The sequence below is a fragment of the Streptomyces flaveus genome (genome assembly GCF_014647675.1).
In the GTDB taxonomy this organism is placed as follows: Bacteria; Actinomycetota; Actinomycetes; order Streptomycetales; family Streptomycetaceae; genus Streptomyces; species Streptomyces flaveus.
In genome coordinates, this window is sequence record NZ_BMPQ01000035.1 from 1 (window position 1) to 19,115 (window position 19,115).

Sequence of the window (19,115 nt, forward strand, 5' to 3'; positions counted from 1 at the left end):
AACTCGCCAGATACGTCATGAACGCGACGTCAAAGAACAGTTGACGCGACACGCACCATTAGTTCATCGACGAGCCCGGGAGAACGTCGGTGAGCTGACCTACGACGTGTTCGGCCTGGAGGTCTCTTCAACAGGCTTTCACGCGGCGATCGCTGCAGAGGTTGAAAGGGGCGGAACCTACGAGGAAATCACCGGGCGATTTACAGGCCTGGGAGCAGAAGCCCGGGCTCTGCTGCGCGCCATGACGTTCGCTCGGGCGCGGGAGGAAGGCTGATGCGATGGCCGTTGAAGCCGGAGATCACCGTCGAGGACGTGATGAAAGCATGCACGCCGTGGCTGACGAAACAGGAATGGACGGACCTGATCGCCCGGCTTCCAGAGCTCATAGGGCAAGAGGAGCGATACAGGGCGGCCGGTGAAGTAAGTGAGCTGCTCGCCCTGCTGGTCTCCGAGTTCGAGTCGCAGCCCCACGACACGGATAAGGGCCGCCTCAGTGCCACATACGACAAAGCGCTCGTCGGAGGGGGCGGACGGAGGCTCTACAACGCGATCAAGGCCACGGCGACATACGGCTGCAGCATCTGCGGAGCCGGTCCGGCGTCCACGCTCGACCACCACGCCCCGAAGGCCGCCTTTCCGCTCCTGGCTCTGACGCCTCTGAACCTGGTACCTGCCTGCGGGCCCTGCAACCAGGGCAAGAGCACCTCCTTCGCCACCGACCCTGCCATGGAACCGTTCCACCCCTACTTCGACGATCTCGGAACCGCCCGGTGGCTATACGCCGAGATCCACAGGGTCGCCGGCGGCGCAGTAGCCGAGTTCTCGGTCCTTCCTCCGGCGGACTGGCCAGAGGTCAAAGCCCAGCGACTGGTCCACCACTTCACCAAGAACAAGCTGGGGCCCAAGTTCAAATTCGAGACGCCACGTCGTCTGGCGAGCCGTCGGCAGAGGGACACGGACACTCTTGCCTCCTCAGGCCCTGAGGGACTGCGGGCCGCCATCTTGGAAGAGGCCGACAGCCACGCGGCGTTCGATCCAAACGACTGGGAGACCGCCTGGCTGTACGGCCTCGCGGAGTGCGACTGGTACATCAACGGCGGTATGAACGACATCTGAATCGGTTCGGGGCTGGGGACGCAGCCGAGCCCGCCGGAGGGCACTCCGGCAGCACCACACGCTTCGACAATGCGCAGTTCTGCGGAGGCACCATCCATCTCGCCGACGCGCAGTTCTCCGGCGGCACCATCTCGTTCAACCGCGCGCAGTTCGCCGGAGGCACCGTCGACTTCTCTGCGCGATGGGTGTAGCGCCATCCGGTGTTCCAGTAAGCGGGTCACAACTGCCAACCGGGGTGATCCTGCCTCCTACCCGGTAAGGGATCGGCTCACCTGTCGACGGTGAAACACGGTGATCTCCGTTCCGGCGTCACTGTTACCGTCATCTACGAAGGCTTAGAGGGTGTCTCATGTGGTGAGTTTCGCGAGCTTCTTGTAGCAGGTGAGGGCCGCGGCCAGGCCGAGGAAAGCGAGGAAGTGGCTGCCCTTTCGTTCGTATCGGACGGTGAGACGGCGGTAGCCGAAGAGCCAGGCGATGGACCGTTCGATCTTCCAGCGGTGACGGCCGAGTCGTTCGCCGGACTCGATGCCTGGTCGAGCGATCCGCGCGACCAAGCCGCGTTCGCGGAGCCAGGCGAGGTGATCGGCGGAGAAGTACGCCTTTTGTCCGCACGGACTTTGACCGGGCGCCGTCGGCGCGGTCCACGGCGGGAGCGTACGGCGGGTATCCCGAGGATCAACGGCTTGAACGCCTGGCTGTCGTGCAGGTTCGCACCGGAAGCGGCGACCGCCAGCGGGATGCCCTGGGCGTCGGACAGGACGTGCAGCTTGCTGCCCTTCTTGCCGCGATCGACCGGGTTCGGCCCGGTCAGCGATCCCCCCTTTTAGCGCGGACGGAGGTCGCATCGATGATCGCCGAGGTCCAGTCGACCTCGCCCCTGGCTCCGAGCTCGTCCAGGACGGCCCGGTGCAGCCGACGCCACAGGCCGGCCTCGGTCCAGACCGTGAACCTACGGTGAGCCGTCGCCGGCGACGTACCGAACGTCGGTGGCAGGTGCCGCCACGCGCATCCGCTGGTCAGCACGTACACCACCGCCGTGAACACTGCCCGCTCATCACACGGCGCGGTCCCTCCGCCCTGCGGACGAGCAGCAAACGACGGCAGCAACGGGGCGACCAGTTCCCAGAGTTCATCAGGAACCAGACGCTTCGACAGATCGGCACCCACGAACGGCATCATGCCGCACGGACATCACGCCACGTGAGACACCCTCTTAAGCATCCTCTTCGGCTGGCCATCACTGCTCCTGATCCTCGCTATCGCCGCCGCTACTACTCTCGCGCGCTCGCTGAGCGTCTGCTTCATAGATCTCGCGCGCCTGGCGAAGGAGTGCCTCCATCTCGGGGGTGCTCTTGCCCTCGATCTCAACCGTGTTGGGGCCCAGCTCGATACGAATTCGGGCGCCCTGGTGGCGGTTGGCAACAGCTTCGATGGCGGTCCGCAAGGTCATCCAAGCGCCGTTATCGCGCATCATCAACGCAACGATGAGCAGATGACCGGGGTCGATGCCGAACTCTGCCGCGTAACTAGCATCCGCCCCCTGCTCTTCCAACTGGGCTAGGAGCGCACGAGCAAGACCCGGTGTAGCCCGCAGCTTGACTTCATCAAACATGGCAGCGGGGTCGACACGGAGTCGGAGAACTCCTGGCTCGGCTGGCGGGGGTTGAGGCATGACGTCATGGCCGTGGGTCATGTGCTGAGGCTAGCGCCACCGGGAAAGCCCAGGGTTGGGAATCACACGCTGACTGGTACCCGGCGATCCGGTCGCGATGGGGGCGGATCCGAAGACGGCGGCGGGCAGCTGATGGCGCTGCGACTCCATCGAACGGGCCTCTCCTGGCGGCGGTGGGACCAGGGTTACTGGTCTCTTCGGAGGCAGCCGTACGCGGCAATCCAACGTTCGGGCAGCACCCTCTGGGCGAGAAGACAGGACTACGGCGACGGCTCGTTCCAGGCAGGCATCACATGGAGAGCGTGGTGCGTCCTGTCTGTGTGAGCGGGCCCATGCGGGCACCTCCTGCATGCCCTCAGGTAGCCGTGTTCTTAGCCGTGAACCACAGGCGAAACCTGCACTCACAGACACCCCAGGTGTCATCATGAAGACGAAAGATGCAGGTAGGAGCCACTGGCTACAGGCTCTGTTGCCCTCCTAAAGCGGGTGTCGCAGGTTCGAATCCTGCCGGGGGCACAACGCATTACCACTCTGACCTGGGGTTTCTTACCCAGAGAGGGCTCCCACTCGGCCTCGGACTCCTTGTCCGGGGCCGTTTGCGTGAGCTCCTGCCACCGCTCCCCCGCCTGGGCTCGGGCAGCGGCCTGCCATATCCGGCACCCACCTGCTACCCGAGCGGCCCGCGTGCGTACGCGGTGCGGGTGCCGTCGCCGAGCTGCGGGCGGTGCGCCCCAAGCCCAAGTCCGTCCACGGCCAGGCGCTATGCCGGGTCGAAGGCGACGGCTACGCCTGCGACAGCTCACCACGACCTGTTCGCCCACCCCGACCTGACCCTGCGCCACCTCGAAGAACGCGCCGCCGACCACCAGGTCGTCCTCCTCGGCGTCGGCGGCTGCTTCGCCCCTGCGCTCGATGCCCTGTGCGACCACTTCTCCGGCCGGATCCTGGGTGTCGTCGAGGACACCGAGAACGGCCACCGCCGCTACGCCGACCACGACAAACTCCGCTGCCCGGTGATCTCCGTGGCCCGATCTCCGCTGAAGGATCCCGAGGACTTCCTCGTCGGCCGTTCCGTCGTCTTCTCCACCGAGGCCCTGCGCGGCCGGGGCGACAACCTGCACGGCCGTGTCTCAGTCCCGCGCCGCCCCGGCCCGGGACAGGTCCCAGTACGCGGCGTACCGGCCGGCGCGCCGCAGCAACTCCTCGTGGCTGCCCTGTTCGACCACCCGCCCGGCGTCCAGGAAGGCGACGCGGTCGGCCCGGCGCACGGTCCCCATGCGGTGCGCCACCAGCACCACGGTCCGGCCCGCCATCAGCTCCTCGATGCCGGCGTGCACGGCCGCCTCGTTCACCGGGTCCAGGGCCGAAGTGACCTCGTCGAGCAGCACGATCGGCGCGTCCTTCAGCAGCGCGCGGGCGATGGAGACGCGCTGCCGCTCGCCGCCCGACAGCAGCGCCCCGCCCTCGCCCACGTCCGCCGACCAGCCGCCGGGCATCCGCTCGATCACCTCGTCGAGACGGGCCGCGGCGGCCGCGGCCAGTACCTCGGCGTCGGTGGCGTCCGGGCGGCCGAGGCGCACGTTCTCCTCGATCGTGCCGTCGAAGAGGTAGACGTCCTGGAAGACGATGGCGATCCGCGCCATCAGCGCCGCGGTGTCCATCTCCCGTACGTCCACGCCGCCGATCCGCACCGCGCCCGCGTCGACGTCGTAGAAGCGGGCGAGCAGCTGCAGCAGCGTCGTCTTGCCCGCGCCTGACGGCCCGACGAAGGCGAGCCGCCGGCCCTCGGGTACGGACAGCGTCACCCCGTCGGCGACCGCGCGGTCGCCGTGCCGGAAGGTGACCCCGTCGAACGCGACGTCGTGACCGGCCGGTTCGCGCGGCGCGCGAGGCTCCGGCAGCGGCTTGGTGTTGAGGACGTCGTCGAGGCGGGTGAGTTCGGCGCGGGCGGCGCGGATGCCGCCACTCATCTCGGCGAGGGACAGCAGCGGGTCGGCGCAGCGGGCGGCGAGCACCAGGACCGCGAGCAGCTCGGCCGTGCCGATGTCCCCGCCGAGGGCGAGGTACGCGCCGAGTGCGAGCAGCGCGGTGAACACCGCCTGCACGGTGACCGCAAGACCCAGCACACCCGGCAGCGCCGACATGGTGGAGTGACGCGAGGCGCGGCGCAGTTCCTCCAGGGAGTCGTCCAGCAGACCGAATCGCTCGCCGGTGCGGCCGCCGGCGCGCAGCACCGGCTGGGCCTGGAGGTACTCGATGACGCGGCCGGTGGCCGCGCGTTCGCGTGCCACGCGCTCCGTGTCGGTCGCCGTCGTCGCGCGGGCCGTGCGCAGCTGGACCGCGGCTACCAACGGCACAGCAGCCAGGCCGGCAAGCCCCAACTGCCAGTTGAAGACGAGCATCACGGCGACGATCGTCAGCGGCGTCACACAGGCGGAGATGAACGGCGCCAGCAGGTGCGCGATCACGCTCATCGCCTGCAACACGCCCTGGCTGGCGAGGACGGACACCTCGCCGGTGCGGCCGGGTTGATACCAGCCGATGGGCAACCGGGCGAGGTGTTCGCCGAGGCGCTCGTACATGCCGTGCAGCATCGTCGTGCCCACGCGGAAACCGGAGCGGTCGCTGATGTACCGCAGCACCGCATAGATCGCGACCGCCGTGCCGAAGGCGGCCAGCCAGGGCCGGGCGTCCTCGGGTGTGCTGCCGAAGAGCGCGCGCAGCACGGGCACCAGCAGGGCGTACGACAGTCCCTCGGCGAGGGCGGTCGCCGTCATCAGGGCAACGGTGCGGCGCACCGGCCCGGCGTACTCGTGGCCAAGCACGCGCAGCAGTGTGCTGATCATCGGGCCTCTTCCCCTTCCACGGCACCGGCTTCCACGGCACCGGCGTGGATCTTCCAGAATTCGGCGAATGCGCCGTTCCGCGTGAGGAGTTCCGCGGTCGTGCCCCGCTCCACGATCTCGCCGTCGCGCAGCATCACGACGGTGTCGGCGTCGGCGATCGTCTCCAGGCGGTGGGCGATGACCAGCGTCGTCCGCTTCTCCCGCGTCTGTGCCAGCGCCTCGCGCACCGCCTGCTCGGTCTGCGGGTCGGCGAAGGCGGTGGCCTCGTCGAGGACCAGGACGGGGGCGTCTGCGAGCAGGGCGCGGGCGATCGAGACGCGCTGCGCCTCGCCGCCGGAGAGGCGGGCGTCCTCGCCGATCACCGAGTCGTAGCCGCGGGGCAGTTCGAGAATGCGGTCGTGGATGCTCGCCCGGCGGGCGGCGCGGACGACGGCGTCGCGGTCGGCGTGCGGGACGGCGAGTGCGATGTTGTCCGCGACCGAGGCGCGCAGCAGCCGGACGTCCTGGAAGACGAAGGACACCCGCCGGTACAGCTCCTGGCTGCCCACCTCACGCAGGTCGACGCCGCCGAGGAGCACGGAGCCGTGCGTCGGGTCGTAGAACCGCGGCAGCAGCTGCACCAGCGTGGACTTGCCGCTGCCGGACGGCCCGACCACGGCCGTGATCGTCCCCGGCTCCAGCACCAGGTCGATACCGCGCAGCACCTCGCGCCCGGCCGCGGCACCCTCGTACCCGAAGCGGACGTCACGCAGCTCCACCCGGTGTCCCTCGGGCGCCACCGGCCGTACGGGCTCGGGCAGCGACGGCTCGGCGAGTACGTCCCGGATGCGGCCGACGGCGCGCCGCGCGGCCTGCAGGTCGTCGAAGCCGTGCCCGAGCGCGGCCACGGGCGCGGTCAGCCCGAGGCCGAGAAGCATGAAAGGCAGCAGGTCCGCCGGGGCGAGCCCGCCCCCGGTGACCCGGTACGTGCCGCCGACCAGCACCGCCAGCAGCACGAACGGCGGCGACAGCGCCACCTGCATCCCTGCGGCAACCCCGGAAAGACCGCGCACCATCCGGTAGAAGCTCCGGGTGAAGTCGCCCACCGCGGTACGGAACTTGCCGTGCGCCCGCTCCGACCCGCCGAACGCCTTCACCACCGCGATGCCCTGCACGAACTCGACCACCGACGCCGAGATCCGCCCCATCGCGGCGTCGAACTCCTTCTGCTCGCGCAGCCGCGTAGGGGTCATCATCAGCGGCACCAGCGCGACCGCCAGCAGCACGGGGATCAGCGTGATCAGCGTCAGCCGCCAGTCCACGGTGAGGAGGTAGCCGAGCGAGACCAGCGGCACCACGAAGGCGGAGACCAGCTCGCCCGGCGTGTGGGCGATGATCGGGTGCACGGCGCTGACGTCCTCACCCACCAGCTTCGCCAGCTCCCCGTTGCGCCGCCGCGCCAGCCAGCCGATCGGCACCTGCCCGAGCCGCGCGGCGAGTTGCCGACGCAGCGACAGCTGCACCCGGGTGTCGAGGAGGTGTCCGACGCCGGACGAGGCGGCCGTGAACAGCAGCCGTACGAGCAGCCCTGCCGCGCCCGCGAGCACGACGTTGCGCACGTGCCCGTCGTCGGCCGGCCCCGACGCCAGCAGCGTACGGCCGAGCTCGACGACCGCGAGCAGCGGCGCCAGGCCGGCGACAGCGCCGATGACCTGCAGGACGACGACGACGGCGAAGCCACCCGCGTACGGGCGCAACAGACGGGCCGCGCCCGGTGGTGGCGGCGCGGTGGTTCCGGTGGAAGTCATGCGCTCACCTTCGCCGCGGCTACGGCCCGCTGGATTGAAGAAATGTTCCGTCCGGGCGGGCGCCGTAGCATGGACGCATGTCAACTGCCGTGCGCCAGCGCGTCGCTGCCCCCGTGTGGCAGGTCACGCGCCCGGCCCGGCCCAGCCGTGTACCCGGCGTCGTTCTGGCGGGGCTGCGCGACCGCGGCCCGGCTCCGGTCGACCACCGGCTCGACCCGCACCCCGTGCTGACGCTGGCGCTGGCCTGCGGCGAGGCGGCGCTCGGCATCGACGAGTCGACGGGGCGGCAGCACCGCGGCAGCATTGTCACCGGGCTCGGGTTCGGCGTCGGCGGTGCGGCGCGGGTGCGGGCCGCGAACGTCGAGTGGATGCAGGTGCGCTTGTCCCCTGCTATCGCGCGCGCCGTCCTTGGCGTGGGCCCTGCTGAGCTGGAGAGCTCCGTGGTGGCCCTGGACGACCTGTGGGGAGAGCGGCGGGCAGCCCGGCTGCGCGAGCAGCTGGCCGGGACCGCCTCGTGGGAGGAACGCTTCGCGCTCGTCGAAGCGTTCCTCGCCCGGCTGTCCGCCGCGGGGCCCGCCATCGAGCCGGAGCTGGCCTGGGCCTGGGACCGTATCGTCGCCGAGCACGGCCAAGTGCGGGTCGAGGAGCTGGCCGACGAGCTGGGCTGGAGCCGCAAGCGCCTGTGGTCCCGCTTCCACGCGCAGCTCGGCCTGCCGCCCAAGCGCGCCGTGAAGCTCGTCCGCTACGACTGGGCCGCCACCCGCCTGGCCGGGGGCCAGGAGGCGGCCAGGGTCGCGGCCGACTGCGGCTACGCCGACCAGTCGCACCTGCACCGGGACGTCGTGGCGTTCACCGGTGTGACCCCCGCAACCGTGGCCGGTCAGTCGCTCGTCGCGACGGCCGACATGGCGTGGGTGGACCACGTGCCGCGCCTCTCGGCACGATGGGGCAATGCCCCAGCCTCCCGTTTCGACGGGCCGCACCCGCCACCGCCGCCAACCGGCGGAGATACCCGAGGTGGACGAGTTCCCGGGCGGAGTACGGATGTACGGTCCCGTCACCGGCAGCCCGCTCGCGCCGCCGATGCGGGTGACTCCGGCTGACGGCGGCTTCGTGGGACGGTGCGATCTGGGCATCGCACACGAACGACCACCCGGCTACGGCCACGGCGGCGTCAGCGCCATGCTCCTCGACGAACTGATGGGGTAGGCATGCGCCACGGCCTGCGTCTTCGCGTGGGAGGAACGGGCCAGGGAATCGTCGGCGTTCATGCTGGACCGCATCACCAATGGACTGACGGGCTGAAACCACGAGGGCCGCGGTAACCACCGGGACGCGGTGCCGGTGGCCCTGAGGCCCGCGCCGAAGCGACGGGCCCCAGGAGCACCGCGGTCTCCTACGGGGCGTCGATCAGATCGTGCGGCGGCACGGTCACCGAGCGGGCGCCCGGCTCACCGCTCAGGACGACCTTGCGCAGCGCGACGTTGTTGCCGGTGTTCGTCTCCTGGAGGCGCTTCTCCGGGTTGGCGATGACCTGGATGTAGTACGTGCCGTTCGGCAGGTCGGTGATGTCGAAGGACTGGCCGGGACGGTACTGGGTGTACGTGTCGCCGGAGCCGACGTCGAGGACCTCACGGACCGAGATCGAGTTCTCCCCACCACAGGCGGTCGACAGATCGGTGTTCTCCGGGTGCCAGTTGGCGTTCTTCACCGTGTAGTCGATCGCGTCGGTGTTGGCCAGGCAGAACGCCTCCTTGCCGCTGCGGACCTCCTTGGTCTGGTCCTCGCTCAGCAGCCGGTAGCTCGCGAAGTCAGTGAAGTGCCAGTGCTCGTGGCCGTCCCGCGGGTCCCACTCCATGGTGCCGGTGGGCGCGTACCCGACCTGCTTGCCGTCGGCGTCGTAGAAGTACTGGTACGCGTCCATCAGCTCCTTGCCGGGGCTGCGGAAGCCGTCCACTACGAGCGGGGCGGGACCGGCGTTCCAGACGTTGGCGCTGAAGGCGAGGTAGTCCTTGCCCGGTACGTCACCGTCCTCGCCGTCGGTGATGGCGATGTCCCAGGCGGGCAGCGAACGCAGGTCCGGCTTGGGCACGTTCGCCGCGACACCCGCCCGGCCGGCGGGCCGCTCGGCGTTGGGCTTCAGCGCGGGCGCGATGCGCGAGCCGTCGGTGTGTCCGGGGCCGTCGCCCAGGTGGTGCGCCGTGCCGCGGTCCTCGAGCGCGTGCGACAGGGCGGGCGGGGTGGGCTCGTCGGCGCCGCGGTGACCATAGTCGTGGGCGGAGTGCGCGTCGTGCCCGGCGGTCTGGTGCCCTCCGTGGTGGGCCGAGGACCGCGAGGCGGCCGCTCCTGCTCCACCCTCTCCTTCTCCATCTTCCGAACTGTTCTGACGCACCGTCACCTTGACGGTCGGCCGGTCATCGGGGATCCCGAACAGGTCGCGGTACTTCTTGGCCACCGACACGTTTGCCGTGTACTCGCCGGCCGGCAGGTCCACCATCGACTCGTAGTCCCAAGCGGTGGTGTTGGACGCCCAGCCCTTCTCGACGCCCCACACCGAGCCCAGCGTGAACGGGTTGGTGGGGCAGCTCTGCGGATACTTCGACGTGGCCGGGGCGTCCGGCCGGATCCGCCCGGAGGCGTTGTTCGGGCAGAAGGCCTGCTTGGCCTTCGACACCTCTTCGCCGGCCGCGTTCTTGACCGACACCTCCAGGAAGCCGGGCAGACCGGAGAAGTCCTTCACCAGCCCGGCGGGCAGCTTCTTGGTCTGCGTCTTCGTTCCGTTGCGGATGATCTGCTGGGCGACGACGGGGTCCTTGTACGACTTCCGGGTCACCTTGAACTCCAGCGGCGCGCCGTCGACCGTGACGTACGTGCCGAGGTCCAGGAAGACCCCGCCGTCATCCTCCCAGCGGTCGAGCGTCACGGAGTTCGACGCGGCGATCAGCTTGAGCTTCGGCTTGCCCGTCTCGGCCGCCCCGGCTCCGGGAGCGGCTCCCGCCCCGGCGACGACGACGGTGAGCGCGGCGCCTGCGGCTAACGCCGAACGCTGCAGGCGATTGCGGTACTGCTGTCTGGTCATCTGTTCCTCGTCTGCGAGTGCCGTGATCAAGTCTGTGAGCAACCTGTGAGATTGGTGAAAGGGGTGTGTGGGTTGTCTGTTGACGAAGAACTCAATTCAGGAGGTCGGACACCCATGCCGTTGGGGTGTCAAGCGGCGGGGGTGTGGGCGAGGTGCGACCAGGCGGTCGCTTCGCCGTAGGGGGTTCGGGTTCTGAGGCATCCGTGGCCGAGGCGGCATGTCCTGCCTGAGAGCGTCACCCGGTTCATCCGCGGACTGGAGGCAGCCCCAGGACTCGAACCTGCGGCCGACGGCCGAGTCGCTTCACAGCCCTGGAGTGGACTCGATGGTGATCCGTGTTCCCGGTGACCACGGCCCGCGCCCGTTCCCATCTGCCTGGTCCCCTGCCGGGGGCACAACGCGTCAAGCCGCCCCCCGGGGCCCCAGGGAGGCGCTCTGTTCGGCCCCGGACTCCTCGCCCGGGGCCGTTTGCGTGAGCGGACGGATCGCCAGGCTCTGATATTTCTCCCACCTGATCAGCACCATCCGGCACGGACTCCGGGCCGCGATCGACATCGGCGAGTTCGGGCGGCAGGTTCGGTGGCGTGCCGCCGTCTTCGCGGATGAAGTGCGGGCGCTGCGCACCCCGAATTCGGCTTGTGCTGGTCGCCGGCGTGGGCGCGGAATCGGCGGTACCGAGGCATGCGTCGAGCGCGGTCCACTCCGCTCACACGTCAGGAAACCTGATAAACAACTACGCCTGCCAAGCGGGCCCCGTCAAGGCCGTCGTGACAACTTCTCTCCCTCTGAGGCACCGGGCGGGTGGCACCCGAAGAGTGCACCCGATATGTCTCGGCAACACCCTTGTCATCCGGAGTCGACGCGTGCATCATCGTGGCAATCATCAGGGTTCCTGATATCGGGCATGCTGCCCGGCCCTACCGGGACGCGAAGGAACCCGCCACCGCTTTCTGCTGCCGGCTACGGCTTCCCCCAGCGGCTTCAGCCGCCCGTTCCGGCTTCCTCGGCAGCTTCACCACCCTCAGTTCCGCTCCCTCGACGTGCCCGGAGGCATTCAATGAGCGCACCCATGAGCACACCCGCGAACGGCAATTTGTCCCGAAGATCCATTATCCGGGGGACGGCCGGAGCCGCCGGGCTGTTCACCGCAGGCGGTCTGCTGACCGCCTGCGGCGGCATCAAGGAGTCCTCGGCGCAGACCGACGATGTGCTCCGGATCGGCTATGTCTCGCCCAGCACGGGCCCGGCCGCGGGCTTCGGCGAGCCGAACGCGTTCCTGATGAAGAAGCTGCGCGCGACCTTCAAGGACGGGCTGAAGATCGGCGGCAAGAAGTACTCGGTCGAGATCATCGACCGCGACAGTCAGTCGAATCCGCAGACAGCCGCGCAGGTCGCCGCCGATCTGATCAACAGCGAGAAGATCGACCTGATGCTCGTCACCTCCACGCCGGAGACGGTCAACCCCGTCGCCGACGCGTGCGAGGCGGCCAAGATCCCGTGTCTGTCGACCGCCGTGCCGTGGGAGGCCTGGTACTTCGGCCGCGGTGCCACCCCCGAGAAGCCGTTCACGTACACGTACCACTTCTTCATAGGCGTGGCGGAGATCCATACCGCGTACACCTCCCTGTGGACAAAGGGCGGGGTGGAGACCAACAAGCGGGTCGGCGTCATGTGGCCCAACGACCCCGACGGCAAGGCGATCCGGCAGGGGCTCGGGCCGCAGCTGAAGAAGAGCGGGTTCACCATCGTCGACCCGGGGGCGTACGAGGACGGGACCAACGACTACTCGGCGCAGATAGCGGCGTTCAAGAAGGCGGACGCGGAGATCTTCAACACCTTCCCGCTGCCGCCCGACTTCGCCACCTTCTGGAAGCAGGCCCGGCAGCAGGGCTATCGGCCGCGCATCGCGTCCATCGCCAAGACCGGTCTCCTCCCCTCCCAGGTCGAGGCGCTCGGCTCCCTCGGCCACGGCCTCAGCGCCGGCTTCTGGTGGTCGCCGCAGTTCCCGTTCACGTCCACCCTCACCGACCAGACCGCCCGGCAACTGGCCGACGACTACGAGAAGTCGACGGGCAAGCAGTGGAACCAGGTCATCGGGTCCAACATGGCGCTCTTCGAGGTCGCGGTCCACGCTCTGAAGGCGACCTCCGACCCCAAGGACCGCAAAGAATTGGCGGCCGCCCTCGGCGAGGCCAAGCTCACCACCGTCGCCGGGCCGCTGGACTTCACGGCCGGGCCGGTGAAGAACGTGTCCACGGAGCCGCTGGTCATGGCGCAGTGGCGCAAGGCCACGGGGGGCAGCAAGTTCGCCGTCGAGCCGGTCATCGTCGACAACGGCAACTTCAACGCCATCCCGCTCGGAGGCGAACTTGAGCCCCTCCGCTGAGCCGGTGACCGCGGAGACAGGGGAGGCCGCACCGGCGGCCGCACCGGCCCCGCCGGTGCTCTCGGCGAACGGCATTCACCGCCGCTTCGGCAGCCTGGTCGTCCTCGAAGGCATCGACATCACCCTCGCCCCCGGCGAGGCCCTGGGCATCGTCGGCCCGAACGGCGCCGGAAAGACGACCCTGCTCGACATCCTCTCCGGGGCCCAGTCCCCCTCAGAGGGCAGTGTCACCTTCCAGGGTCAGGACGTGACCCGCTGGAAGGTCGACCGCCGTTGTCGCAGCGGCATCGGGCGCTCCCATCAGGTGCCGCGCCCCTTCACCGGCATGACAGCCTACGAGAACGTGCTGGTCGCGTCGGTGCAGGGCGGTTCGCACCGGCGTCGGGCCGCGCAACAGCACGCGCTCGGCGTACTCGAGCGCTGCGGCATGCTCGGCCAGGCCAACCGGCCCGCGGCCGCGCTCACCCTGCTGGAGCGCAAGCGACTGGAGATGGCGCGGGCGCTGGCGACCGATCCGCAGGTGCTGCTCCTTGACGAGATCGCGGGTGGTCTCACCGACGCCGAGACGGACGAACTGATCGCCACCATCGAGCAGTTGCGCGCCGACGGCATCGCCATCGTCTGGATCGAGCACGTCATCCACGCGCTTCTGCGGGTGATCGACCGGCTGGTCTGTCTCGCGCAGGGCCGGGTCCTGGCCGAGGGCGAACCGGACGCCGTCATGTCCGATCCCCGGGTCGTCGAGGCCTACCTCGGGAGCGCGGCATGAGTCTGCTGACGGTCGAGAATCTCGAAGTACGGCACGGTCTGCTGCGCGCCGTCCGCGATGTCTCCTTCGCCGTGGACGAGGGCGAGGTCGTGGCGGTGGTCGGGGCCAACGGTGCCGGAAAGTCCACCCTGATGCGTGCCGTCGCCGGAGCACACCAGCCGGCCGAGGGCCGTATCGGCCTGGACGGTGTGGATGTGACGGCCCGCCGCGCCCACGACCGTGTCGCGGCCGGGATCGCGTTGGTCCCGGAGGGGAGGCGGCTCTTCGCCGACCTCACCGTGGAGGAGAACCTGCTGGTCGCGTCCCGGGTGCGCCGCCCCGGACCGTGGGACCTGGCAGCCGTCGTGGCCGCCTTCCCACTGCTCGACGGGCTGCTGAAGCGGCGCGCAGGCAACCTCTCGGGCGGCGAGCAGCAGGCCGTGGCCATCGGCAGGGCGCTGATGACCAACCCCCGGCTGCTGCTGCTCGACGAGGTCTCGCTGGGCCTCGCGCCCGTCATGGTCGACACCCTCTACGACTCGCTCGGCACGATCCTCTCCGGCGGTACGACGGTGCTGCTGGTGGAGCAGGACCTCGGCCGCGCCCTGGGGGTGGCCCGGCGCGTGCTGTGCATGCTCGAAGGCCGCGTCGTCCTGGACGAACCCGCAGGCGCGGTCACCCGCGAACAGGTCGTCGAGGCGTACTTCGGACTCAGCCGGGCGGCGGCACCGGACCGCGCCACGGCCGCAACCGTGCAGGAGGAGCCGGCATGAACTGGATCAACGCCATCGTGCAGGGCGTCATGCTCGGCGGTGTCTACGCGCTCTTCGCCTGCGGCCTCTCCCTGATGTTCGGCGTCATGCGGACCGTCAACCTGAGCCACGGCGACCTCGCGGTCCTCGGCGCGTTCCTCGTCGCGGTGCTGGCCGCCGCCGTCGGCATCAGCCCGTTCTTCGCGGTACTGCTGGTCCTGCCCGTGATGGGCCTGGTCGGAGTGGCGTTGCAGCGTGGCATCCTCAGCAGGGCGCTGCGCACCGGCGAGATGTCGTCGATGCTGGCCACCTTCGGTCTCGCCATCGTGCTGCAGAACGTACTGCTGGAGACCTTCAGCGCCGACTCCCGCTCCCTGGACATCGGTTCGCTGTCCACGGCCGGTCTCCAGCTCGGGTCGTCGGTGAGCATCCCGTATCTCGGTGTGCTGACCGTGGTGGTGGCGGTCGCGCTGCTCGGCGGGCTGCAACTGCTGCTCGCCCGTACGGGCATCGGCCGGGCGATCCGCGCCACCGCCGCCGACGCGGACACCGCCGAGCTGGTCGGGATCGACAGCCGCCGGGTGTACGCCTGGGCCGCCGCCATCGCTGTCGCCACCGCCGGTCTGGCGGGAGCGTTCTTCGCGATGCGGTCGTCGTTCAGCCCGTCCATGGGACCGACCCAGCTGCTGTTCGCCTTCGAGGTCGTCGTGATCGGAGGGCTCGGTTCGCTGTGGGGGACGCTCGTCGGAGGCATGGTCCTCGGCGTCGCCCAGACGGTCGGCGCGCAGGTGGATCCACGCTTCTCCATCATCGCCGGACACGCGGTGTTCCTCGCGGTCCTGGCCTTCCGTCCGCAGGGACTGCTCGGCATGAGAAGGAGCCGCACATGACCACCGCATCACCGGTGACCACCGCATCACCGATGACCCTGGCCACCGCCACCATCCACCGGTGGACCCCCGTCTCCCGTACGGCGTCCGGTGCCCTGGCCGCCCTGCTGCTCGCCCTGGCGTTCGCCCCCTTCGTCTTCACGCCGGAGGCGACCGCGAAGCTGACGACCCTGTTCGTCCTCGTCATCGTCGCGGCCATGTGGAACGCCCTGGCGGGCTACGCCGGTCTGGTCTCCGTCGGCCAGCAGGGCTTCATCGGCCTCGGCGCCTACGGAGTCTTCCTCTTCGTCGACCGAGGCGTCAGCCCCTTTCTCGCGGTCGTCCTGGCAGCCCTGCTCGCGGGTGCCGTCGCCGTACCCACCTCGCTGCTCGCGTTCCGGCTCACCGGTGGGCAGTTCGCCATCGGCATGTGGGCGATCGCGGAGTTCTTCCGGCTGATCGTGGTGAACACGCCTTCGCTGGGCGGCGGTTCCGGCCGCTCGCTCACCGATCTGTCGGCCACCGATCCGGCGGTGCGGCAGGCCCAGGTGTACTGGCTCGCCCTGGCGCTGATGAGTGCACTGCTGCTTGCCGTGTTCGTGCTGCTGCGCAGCAGGCTGGGGGCTTCGCTGGAGGCGATCCGCGACGACCCGGTGGGCGCGGCGTCCGTCGGGGTACGGGTCACCTCGGCGAAACGGCTGGTCTTCGTCCTGGCGGCGGTGGGCGGTGCCGCGGCCGGCGGAATCACCCTCGCGAGCACCCTGCGGGTGCAGCCGGACTCCATCTTCGGGGTCCACTGGTCCGCGTACATGATCTTCATGGTGGTCATCGGCGGCCTCGGCACCTTCGAGGGACCGATCATCGGAGCGATCGTGTTCTTCCTGGTGCAGGACTGGTTCGGGGACAACGGAGGCACCTGGTACCTGATCGGGCTCGGCGCCCTCGCCATCGGGATGACGCTGTGGATGCCCCATGGGCTGTGGGGTACCGTGGCTCGCCGACGTGACCTGGAACTACTACCTGTCGGCTATCGGGTGAAGACACCGGTCGTCTGACCTCGACGACGGCCTCGCCCGACCTCCCCGACGACCGACCAAGAGGTGCGAACGATGGCGGAGGCAGCCGACCGGGGTCCGGGTCCGGCTCCGGGTGCGGATCCCGACCCGGACCCCGAGGGCCACAAGGGCCCGCTGACGATCTATCTCGTCAAGCAGCTCGAACTGGCCATCCGTCACTTCATGGACGAGGCCCTGCGGCCGTACGGGCTCACGACGTTCCAGTACACGGCCCTGACCGTGCTTCAGCACCGAGGCGGGCTCTCCTCCGCCCAGTTGGCCCGTCGCTCCTTCGTCAGACCCCAGACGATGCACGAGATGGTGCGCGCGCTGGAGGAGCGCGGGCTGCTCGAGCGTGCCCATGCCCCGGGGAACCGGCGGATCATGGAGGCTCGGCTGACGCGGGAGGGGGAGGAACTGCTGGCGGCGTGCGCGCCGGCGGTGCAGAAGCTGGAGGACCGGTTGCTGCTCGACATACCGGAGAAGCGGCGGTCCGCGTTCCGTCAGAGCCTGGAGGACGGACTCGTCTCCTTGACGGGGCGGCACCACGGCTGACGCCCGGATCGGCGGGCCGCTGCCCGGCCCGTCCCGCTTCCGCGCAAACGAAAAGGCCGAACTCACCCACTGTGGCTACGAGTTCAGCCAACGCTCCCCCGGCCGCTGCTCCTGTCGCGGACGACGGTGGGGACGTGATCACGCCCGTTCCCTTCTGCCTGGTCCCCTGCCGGGGCGCTCCACAGAAGCCGGAACACCGAAGCGTGATGTGGGCCACATCGCATGGATTTCGGCTCCCCCTGTAAGAACTGGGCCGCTGCGCGCATTGCTTGGTGAGAGAACCGAGAAAGCCGATATGAGGGGACGGCGCGTGACACATGCCCAACGTTTCCGGGACATCTATGAGGAGTGCTATCCGCGCGTTCTCGCCTACACCACGAGCCTGGTGGGACGGCAGGTAGGGGAGGACATCACCAGCGAGACATTCGCCGTGGCCTGGCGGCGGGTGCGGGACATTTCGCAACCTGCGCTGCCCTGGCTCCTGGGAGTGGCTCGCAACCTGGTGCGCGAGCTGCGTCGCAGGGACAGCCGCCAGTACGCCCTCGCCGCCGCGGAGGCGCAGCGCATCAGCAGCGGTGCCCGGACCGACGTCGGCGACGTCGCGGCGGACGTGACCGAGCGGGAAGCCGCGCTGCAGGCCCTGGCGAGCCTTTCCGACGCCGACCGGGAGCTGCTGACGCTCATCGCCTGGCACGGGCTGAGCACCAAGCAGGCCGCACGGGTCCTGGGCTGCACCACCGCGACGCTGACCGTCCGGCTGCACCGGGCCCGCCGCCGTCTGGAGAAGGCGCTGGAGCCGGCGTACCTGGCAGATACGGCACCTGCAGCGGAGGCGGCGCCCGTACCGGAACCGGTGTCCGTACAGAAGCCGGTATCCGCGCAGAAGACGGAGCAGAGGACGGACTCCGCACCACTCGCACAGGCCCCGCGCCGCACTGATCGCAAAGGAGCACTCACATGAAGACCACCCACGAACGGTCCGGGCGGCCCGACGTCATGAAGGTGCTCGCGGGCGCCCGACCCGACGAACTGGACCCGTCCAGGCTGGCGGACTCCCTGCGGCAGCGCGAGGACCTGGCACGCATCCTGGCCGGAGCGACGGACAGCCGCGCGGCACGCTTCCGGGTGCCGGGGCGACTCCGGGGCGGGATCCGGCCGCTCGGGACCGTAGCGGCCCTCACAGCCGTCGCAGCTTCCGCGGTGGTCGTGAGCACTCTCGACCGGGATCCTTTCGGTGTGAGTCCGGGCTCGCCCCCGCAGTCCTCCTCCACTGCTGCGGGGCCGGGTTCGTCGACGCCGGACGGCCAGGGTGACGTCCCCGTCGACGGCCGCCTCGAACTGCTCAGTGTGGCGAAGAAGGCCGAGACGTCGACCGCCGAAGGAACGTACTGGCAGACCACCACGCGCTCGGAGGACGTGAACGTCGTCGGCGCGGCGGGAGGCAAGGGGCAGCCCTTCGCCGTGCGCGACACGTCGACCGCCCAGTGGTCGGTGGGCGTACGCCCGGGAACCCGGAGCCTGATGGTCTCCGGTCTGGACGCCGTGATCGCCCCCCGGACCAAGGAGGACGAGGCACGCTGGCGGGCCGCCGGCTCACCCGGCACGTTGGAAGCCGAGGTCACGGGGAACGAGCAAGGCGGCACGCTCGGGTACACGATGGGAACCCGGCCGCCGACGGTCATGCGGACGGACGCCGACGACAAGATCTACGCCCTCGGCCCGCACAACGTCTCGTACCAGGACCTGCGTGAACTGCCCTCCGACAGCGGCGAGTTGCGCCGACAGCTGGAGAAGCTGCACGGAGAGGACAGCGGAGCCGACGCAGGCGTGGGACGCACGGCGTACGTGCTGCGTCAAGCGGCCAACCTCATCACGATGCCGGTGGAGCCCGCGGTCCGGGCGGCCGCGTACCGGGTGATGGCGGAAATGCCCGGCGTTCGAGGGCTGGGGGGTGTCAGCGATCCGCTGGGGCGCAAGGGTGTTGGTTTCACCTTCCCCGGCACGTCACGGACACCGCTGGGGAGCGTGGCGGAGCGGCTGGTCGTGGACCCGTCCACCGGCGCGATGCTCTCCGAGCAGCTCGTACTGGTCGAACCGTCCGCCAAGGCCCAGAAGGCGGGTCTCGACGCTGGCACGACCGTGAACTACACGGCCACGACCCGGATGAGCTGGGGCGAGAGCCAGATCACCGTGCCGGAGAACGCTCAGCAGTGAGCGCGTGTGATCCGGCGGAACACCCTCCAGGAACAG

14 protein-coding genes and 2 pseudogenes are annotated in these 19,115 nt (G+C 69.7%); 11 read left to right on the top strand and 5 right to left on the bottom strand.

Annotated elements, in window-relative coordinates:
* A pseudogene (locus tag IEZ21_RS39645) lies at positions 1 to 274 on the top strand (hypothetical protein); the annotation flags it as partial.
* Positions 274 to 1,116: an HNH endonuclease gene (locus IEZ21_RS39650; RefSeq protein WP_189326676.1), complete on the top strand. Its 843-nt coding sequence runs from the start codon at positions 274 to 276 to the stop codon at positions 1,114 to 1,116. The pseudogene IEZ21_RS39645 and the gene IEZ21_RS39650, both read left to right, overlap by 1 nt.
* Before the next feature lie 347 nt (positions 1,117 to 1,463).
* On the opposite strand, the pseudogene IEZ21_RS39655 reads toward IEZ21_RS39650, so the two are convergent.
* The 4 genes and pseudogenes from IEZ21_RS39655 to IEZ21_RS39670 form a co-directional block, all read right to left on the bottom strand.
* Positions 1,464 to 2,283: pseudogene (locus IEZ21_RS39655) on the bottom strand (IS5 family transposase).
* Between the two features lie 70 nt (positions 2,284 to 2,353).
* Positions 2,354 to 2,728 carry a hypothetical protein gene (locus IEZ21_RS39660; RefSeq protein ID WP_246568650.1) on the bottom strand — a complete coding sequence of 125 codons (375 nt, stop codon included), beginning with the start codon at positions 2,726 to 2,728 and terminating at the stop codon, positions 2,354 to 2,356.
* A gap of 1,190 nt (positions 2,729 to 3,918) precedes the next feature.
* The gene (locus IEZ21_RS39665) at positions 3,919 to 5,634 is read right to left on the bottom strand and encodes an ABC transporter ATP-binding protein (protein ID WP_189326678.1); all 1,716 of its coding nucleotides are present in this window, start codon (positions 5,632 to 5,634) and stop codon (positions 3,919 to 3,921) included.
* The gene (locus IEZ21_RS39670) at positions 5,631 to 7,421 is read right to left on the bottom strand and encodes an ABC transporter ATP-binding protein (RefSeq protein ID WP_189326679.1); all 1,791 of its coding nucleotides are present in this window, start codon (positions 7,419 to 7,421) and stop codon (positions 5,631 to 5,633) included. Before IEZ21_RS39670 ends, IEZ21_RS39665 begins: the two co-directional genes overlap by 4 nt.
* 77 nt (positions 7,422 to 7,498) lie before the next feature.
* On the opposite strand from IEZ21_RS39670, the gene IEZ21_RS39675 reads away from it, so the two are divergent.
* Positions 7,499 to 8,524, top strand: a complete 1,026-nt coding sequence (locus tag IEZ21_RS39675) for a helix-turn-helix domain-containing protein (RefSeq protein ID WP_308429693.1) — start codon at positions 7,499 to 7,501, stop codon at positions 8,522 to 8,524.
* A 293-nt stretch (positions 8,525 to 8,817) separates the two neighbouring features.
* Here IEZ21_RS39675 and IEZ21_RS39680 read toward each other — a convergent pair whose 3' ends face one another.
* Complete coding sequence (locus IEZ21_RS39680; protein ID WP_189326680.1) at positions 8,818 to 10,500, bottom strand: lysyl oxidase family protein; 1,683 nt, start codon at positions 10,498 to 10,500, stop codon at positions 8,818 to 8,820.
* A gap of 1,069 nt (positions 10,501 to 11,569) precedes the next feature.
* Here IEZ21_RS39680 and IEZ21_RS39685 point away from each other — a divergent pair.
* The 8 genes from IEZ21_RS39685 (at position 11,570) to IEZ21_RS39720 (ending at position 19,079) form a co-directional block, all read left to right on the top strand.
* Entirely contained in the window at positions 11,570 to 12,886 is a 1,317-nt protein-coding gene (locus IEZ21_RS39685) for an ABC transporter substrate-binding protein (RefSeq protein WP_189326681.1), read from the top strand.
* 4 nt (positions 12,887 to 12,890) lie between these two features.
* Complete coding sequence (locus IEZ21_RS39690; protein WP_211270913.1) at positions 12,891 to 13,655, top strand: ABC transporter ATP-binding protein; 765 nt, start codon at positions 12,891 to 12,893, stop codon at positions 13,653 to 13,655.
* A complete protein-coding gene (locus IEZ21_RS39695) occupies positions 13,652 to 14,407 on the top strand; it encodes an ABC transporter ATP-binding protein (RefSeq protein WP_189326682.1) in 756 nt (251 codons plus the stop codon). The genes IEZ21_RS39690 and IEZ21_RS39695 overlap by 4 nt, the downstream gene beginning before the upstream one ends.
* Complete coding sequence (locus tag IEZ21_RS39700) at positions 14,404 to 15,276, top strand: branched-chain amino acid ABC transporter permease (RefSeq protein ID WP_189326683.1); 873 nt, start codon at positions 14,404 to 14,406, stop codon at positions 15,274 to 15,276. The genes IEZ21_RS39695 and IEZ21_RS39700 overlap by 4 nt, the downstream gene beginning before the upstream one ends.
* Positions 15,273 to 16,310 (top strand): branched-chain amino acid ABC transporter permease, encoded by a 1,038-nt coding sequence (locus IEZ21_RS39705; protein ID WP_213089413.1) that lies wholly within the window; start codon positions 15,273 to 15,275, stop codon positions 16,308 to 16,310. Before IEZ21_RS39700 ends, IEZ21_RS39705 begins: the two co-directional genes overlap by 4 nt.
* 54 nt (positions 16,311 to 16,364) lie before the next feature.
* Entirely contained in the window at positions 16,365 to 16,865 is a 501-nt protein-coding gene (locus IEZ21_RS39710; RefSeq protein ID WP_189326684.1) for a MarR family winged helix-turn-helix transcriptional regulator, read from the top strand.
* Between the two features lie 310 nt (positions 16,866 to 17,175).
* Positions 17,176 to 17,826: an RNA polymerase sigma factor gene (locus IEZ21_RS39715; protein ID WP_189326685.1), complete on the top strand. Its 651-nt coding sequence runs from the start codon at positions 17,176 to 17,178 to the stop codon at positions 17,824 to 17,826.
* Positions 17,823 to 19,079 (top strand): CU044_5270 family protein, encoded by a 1,257-nt coding sequence (locus tag IEZ21_RS39720; protein WP_189326686.1) that lies wholly within the window; start codon positions 17,823 to 17,825, stop codon positions 19,077 to 19,079. Before IEZ21_RS39715 ends, IEZ21_RS39720 begins: the two co-directional genes overlap by 4 nt.
* Positions 19,080 to 19,115: the final 36 nt, after the last annotated feature.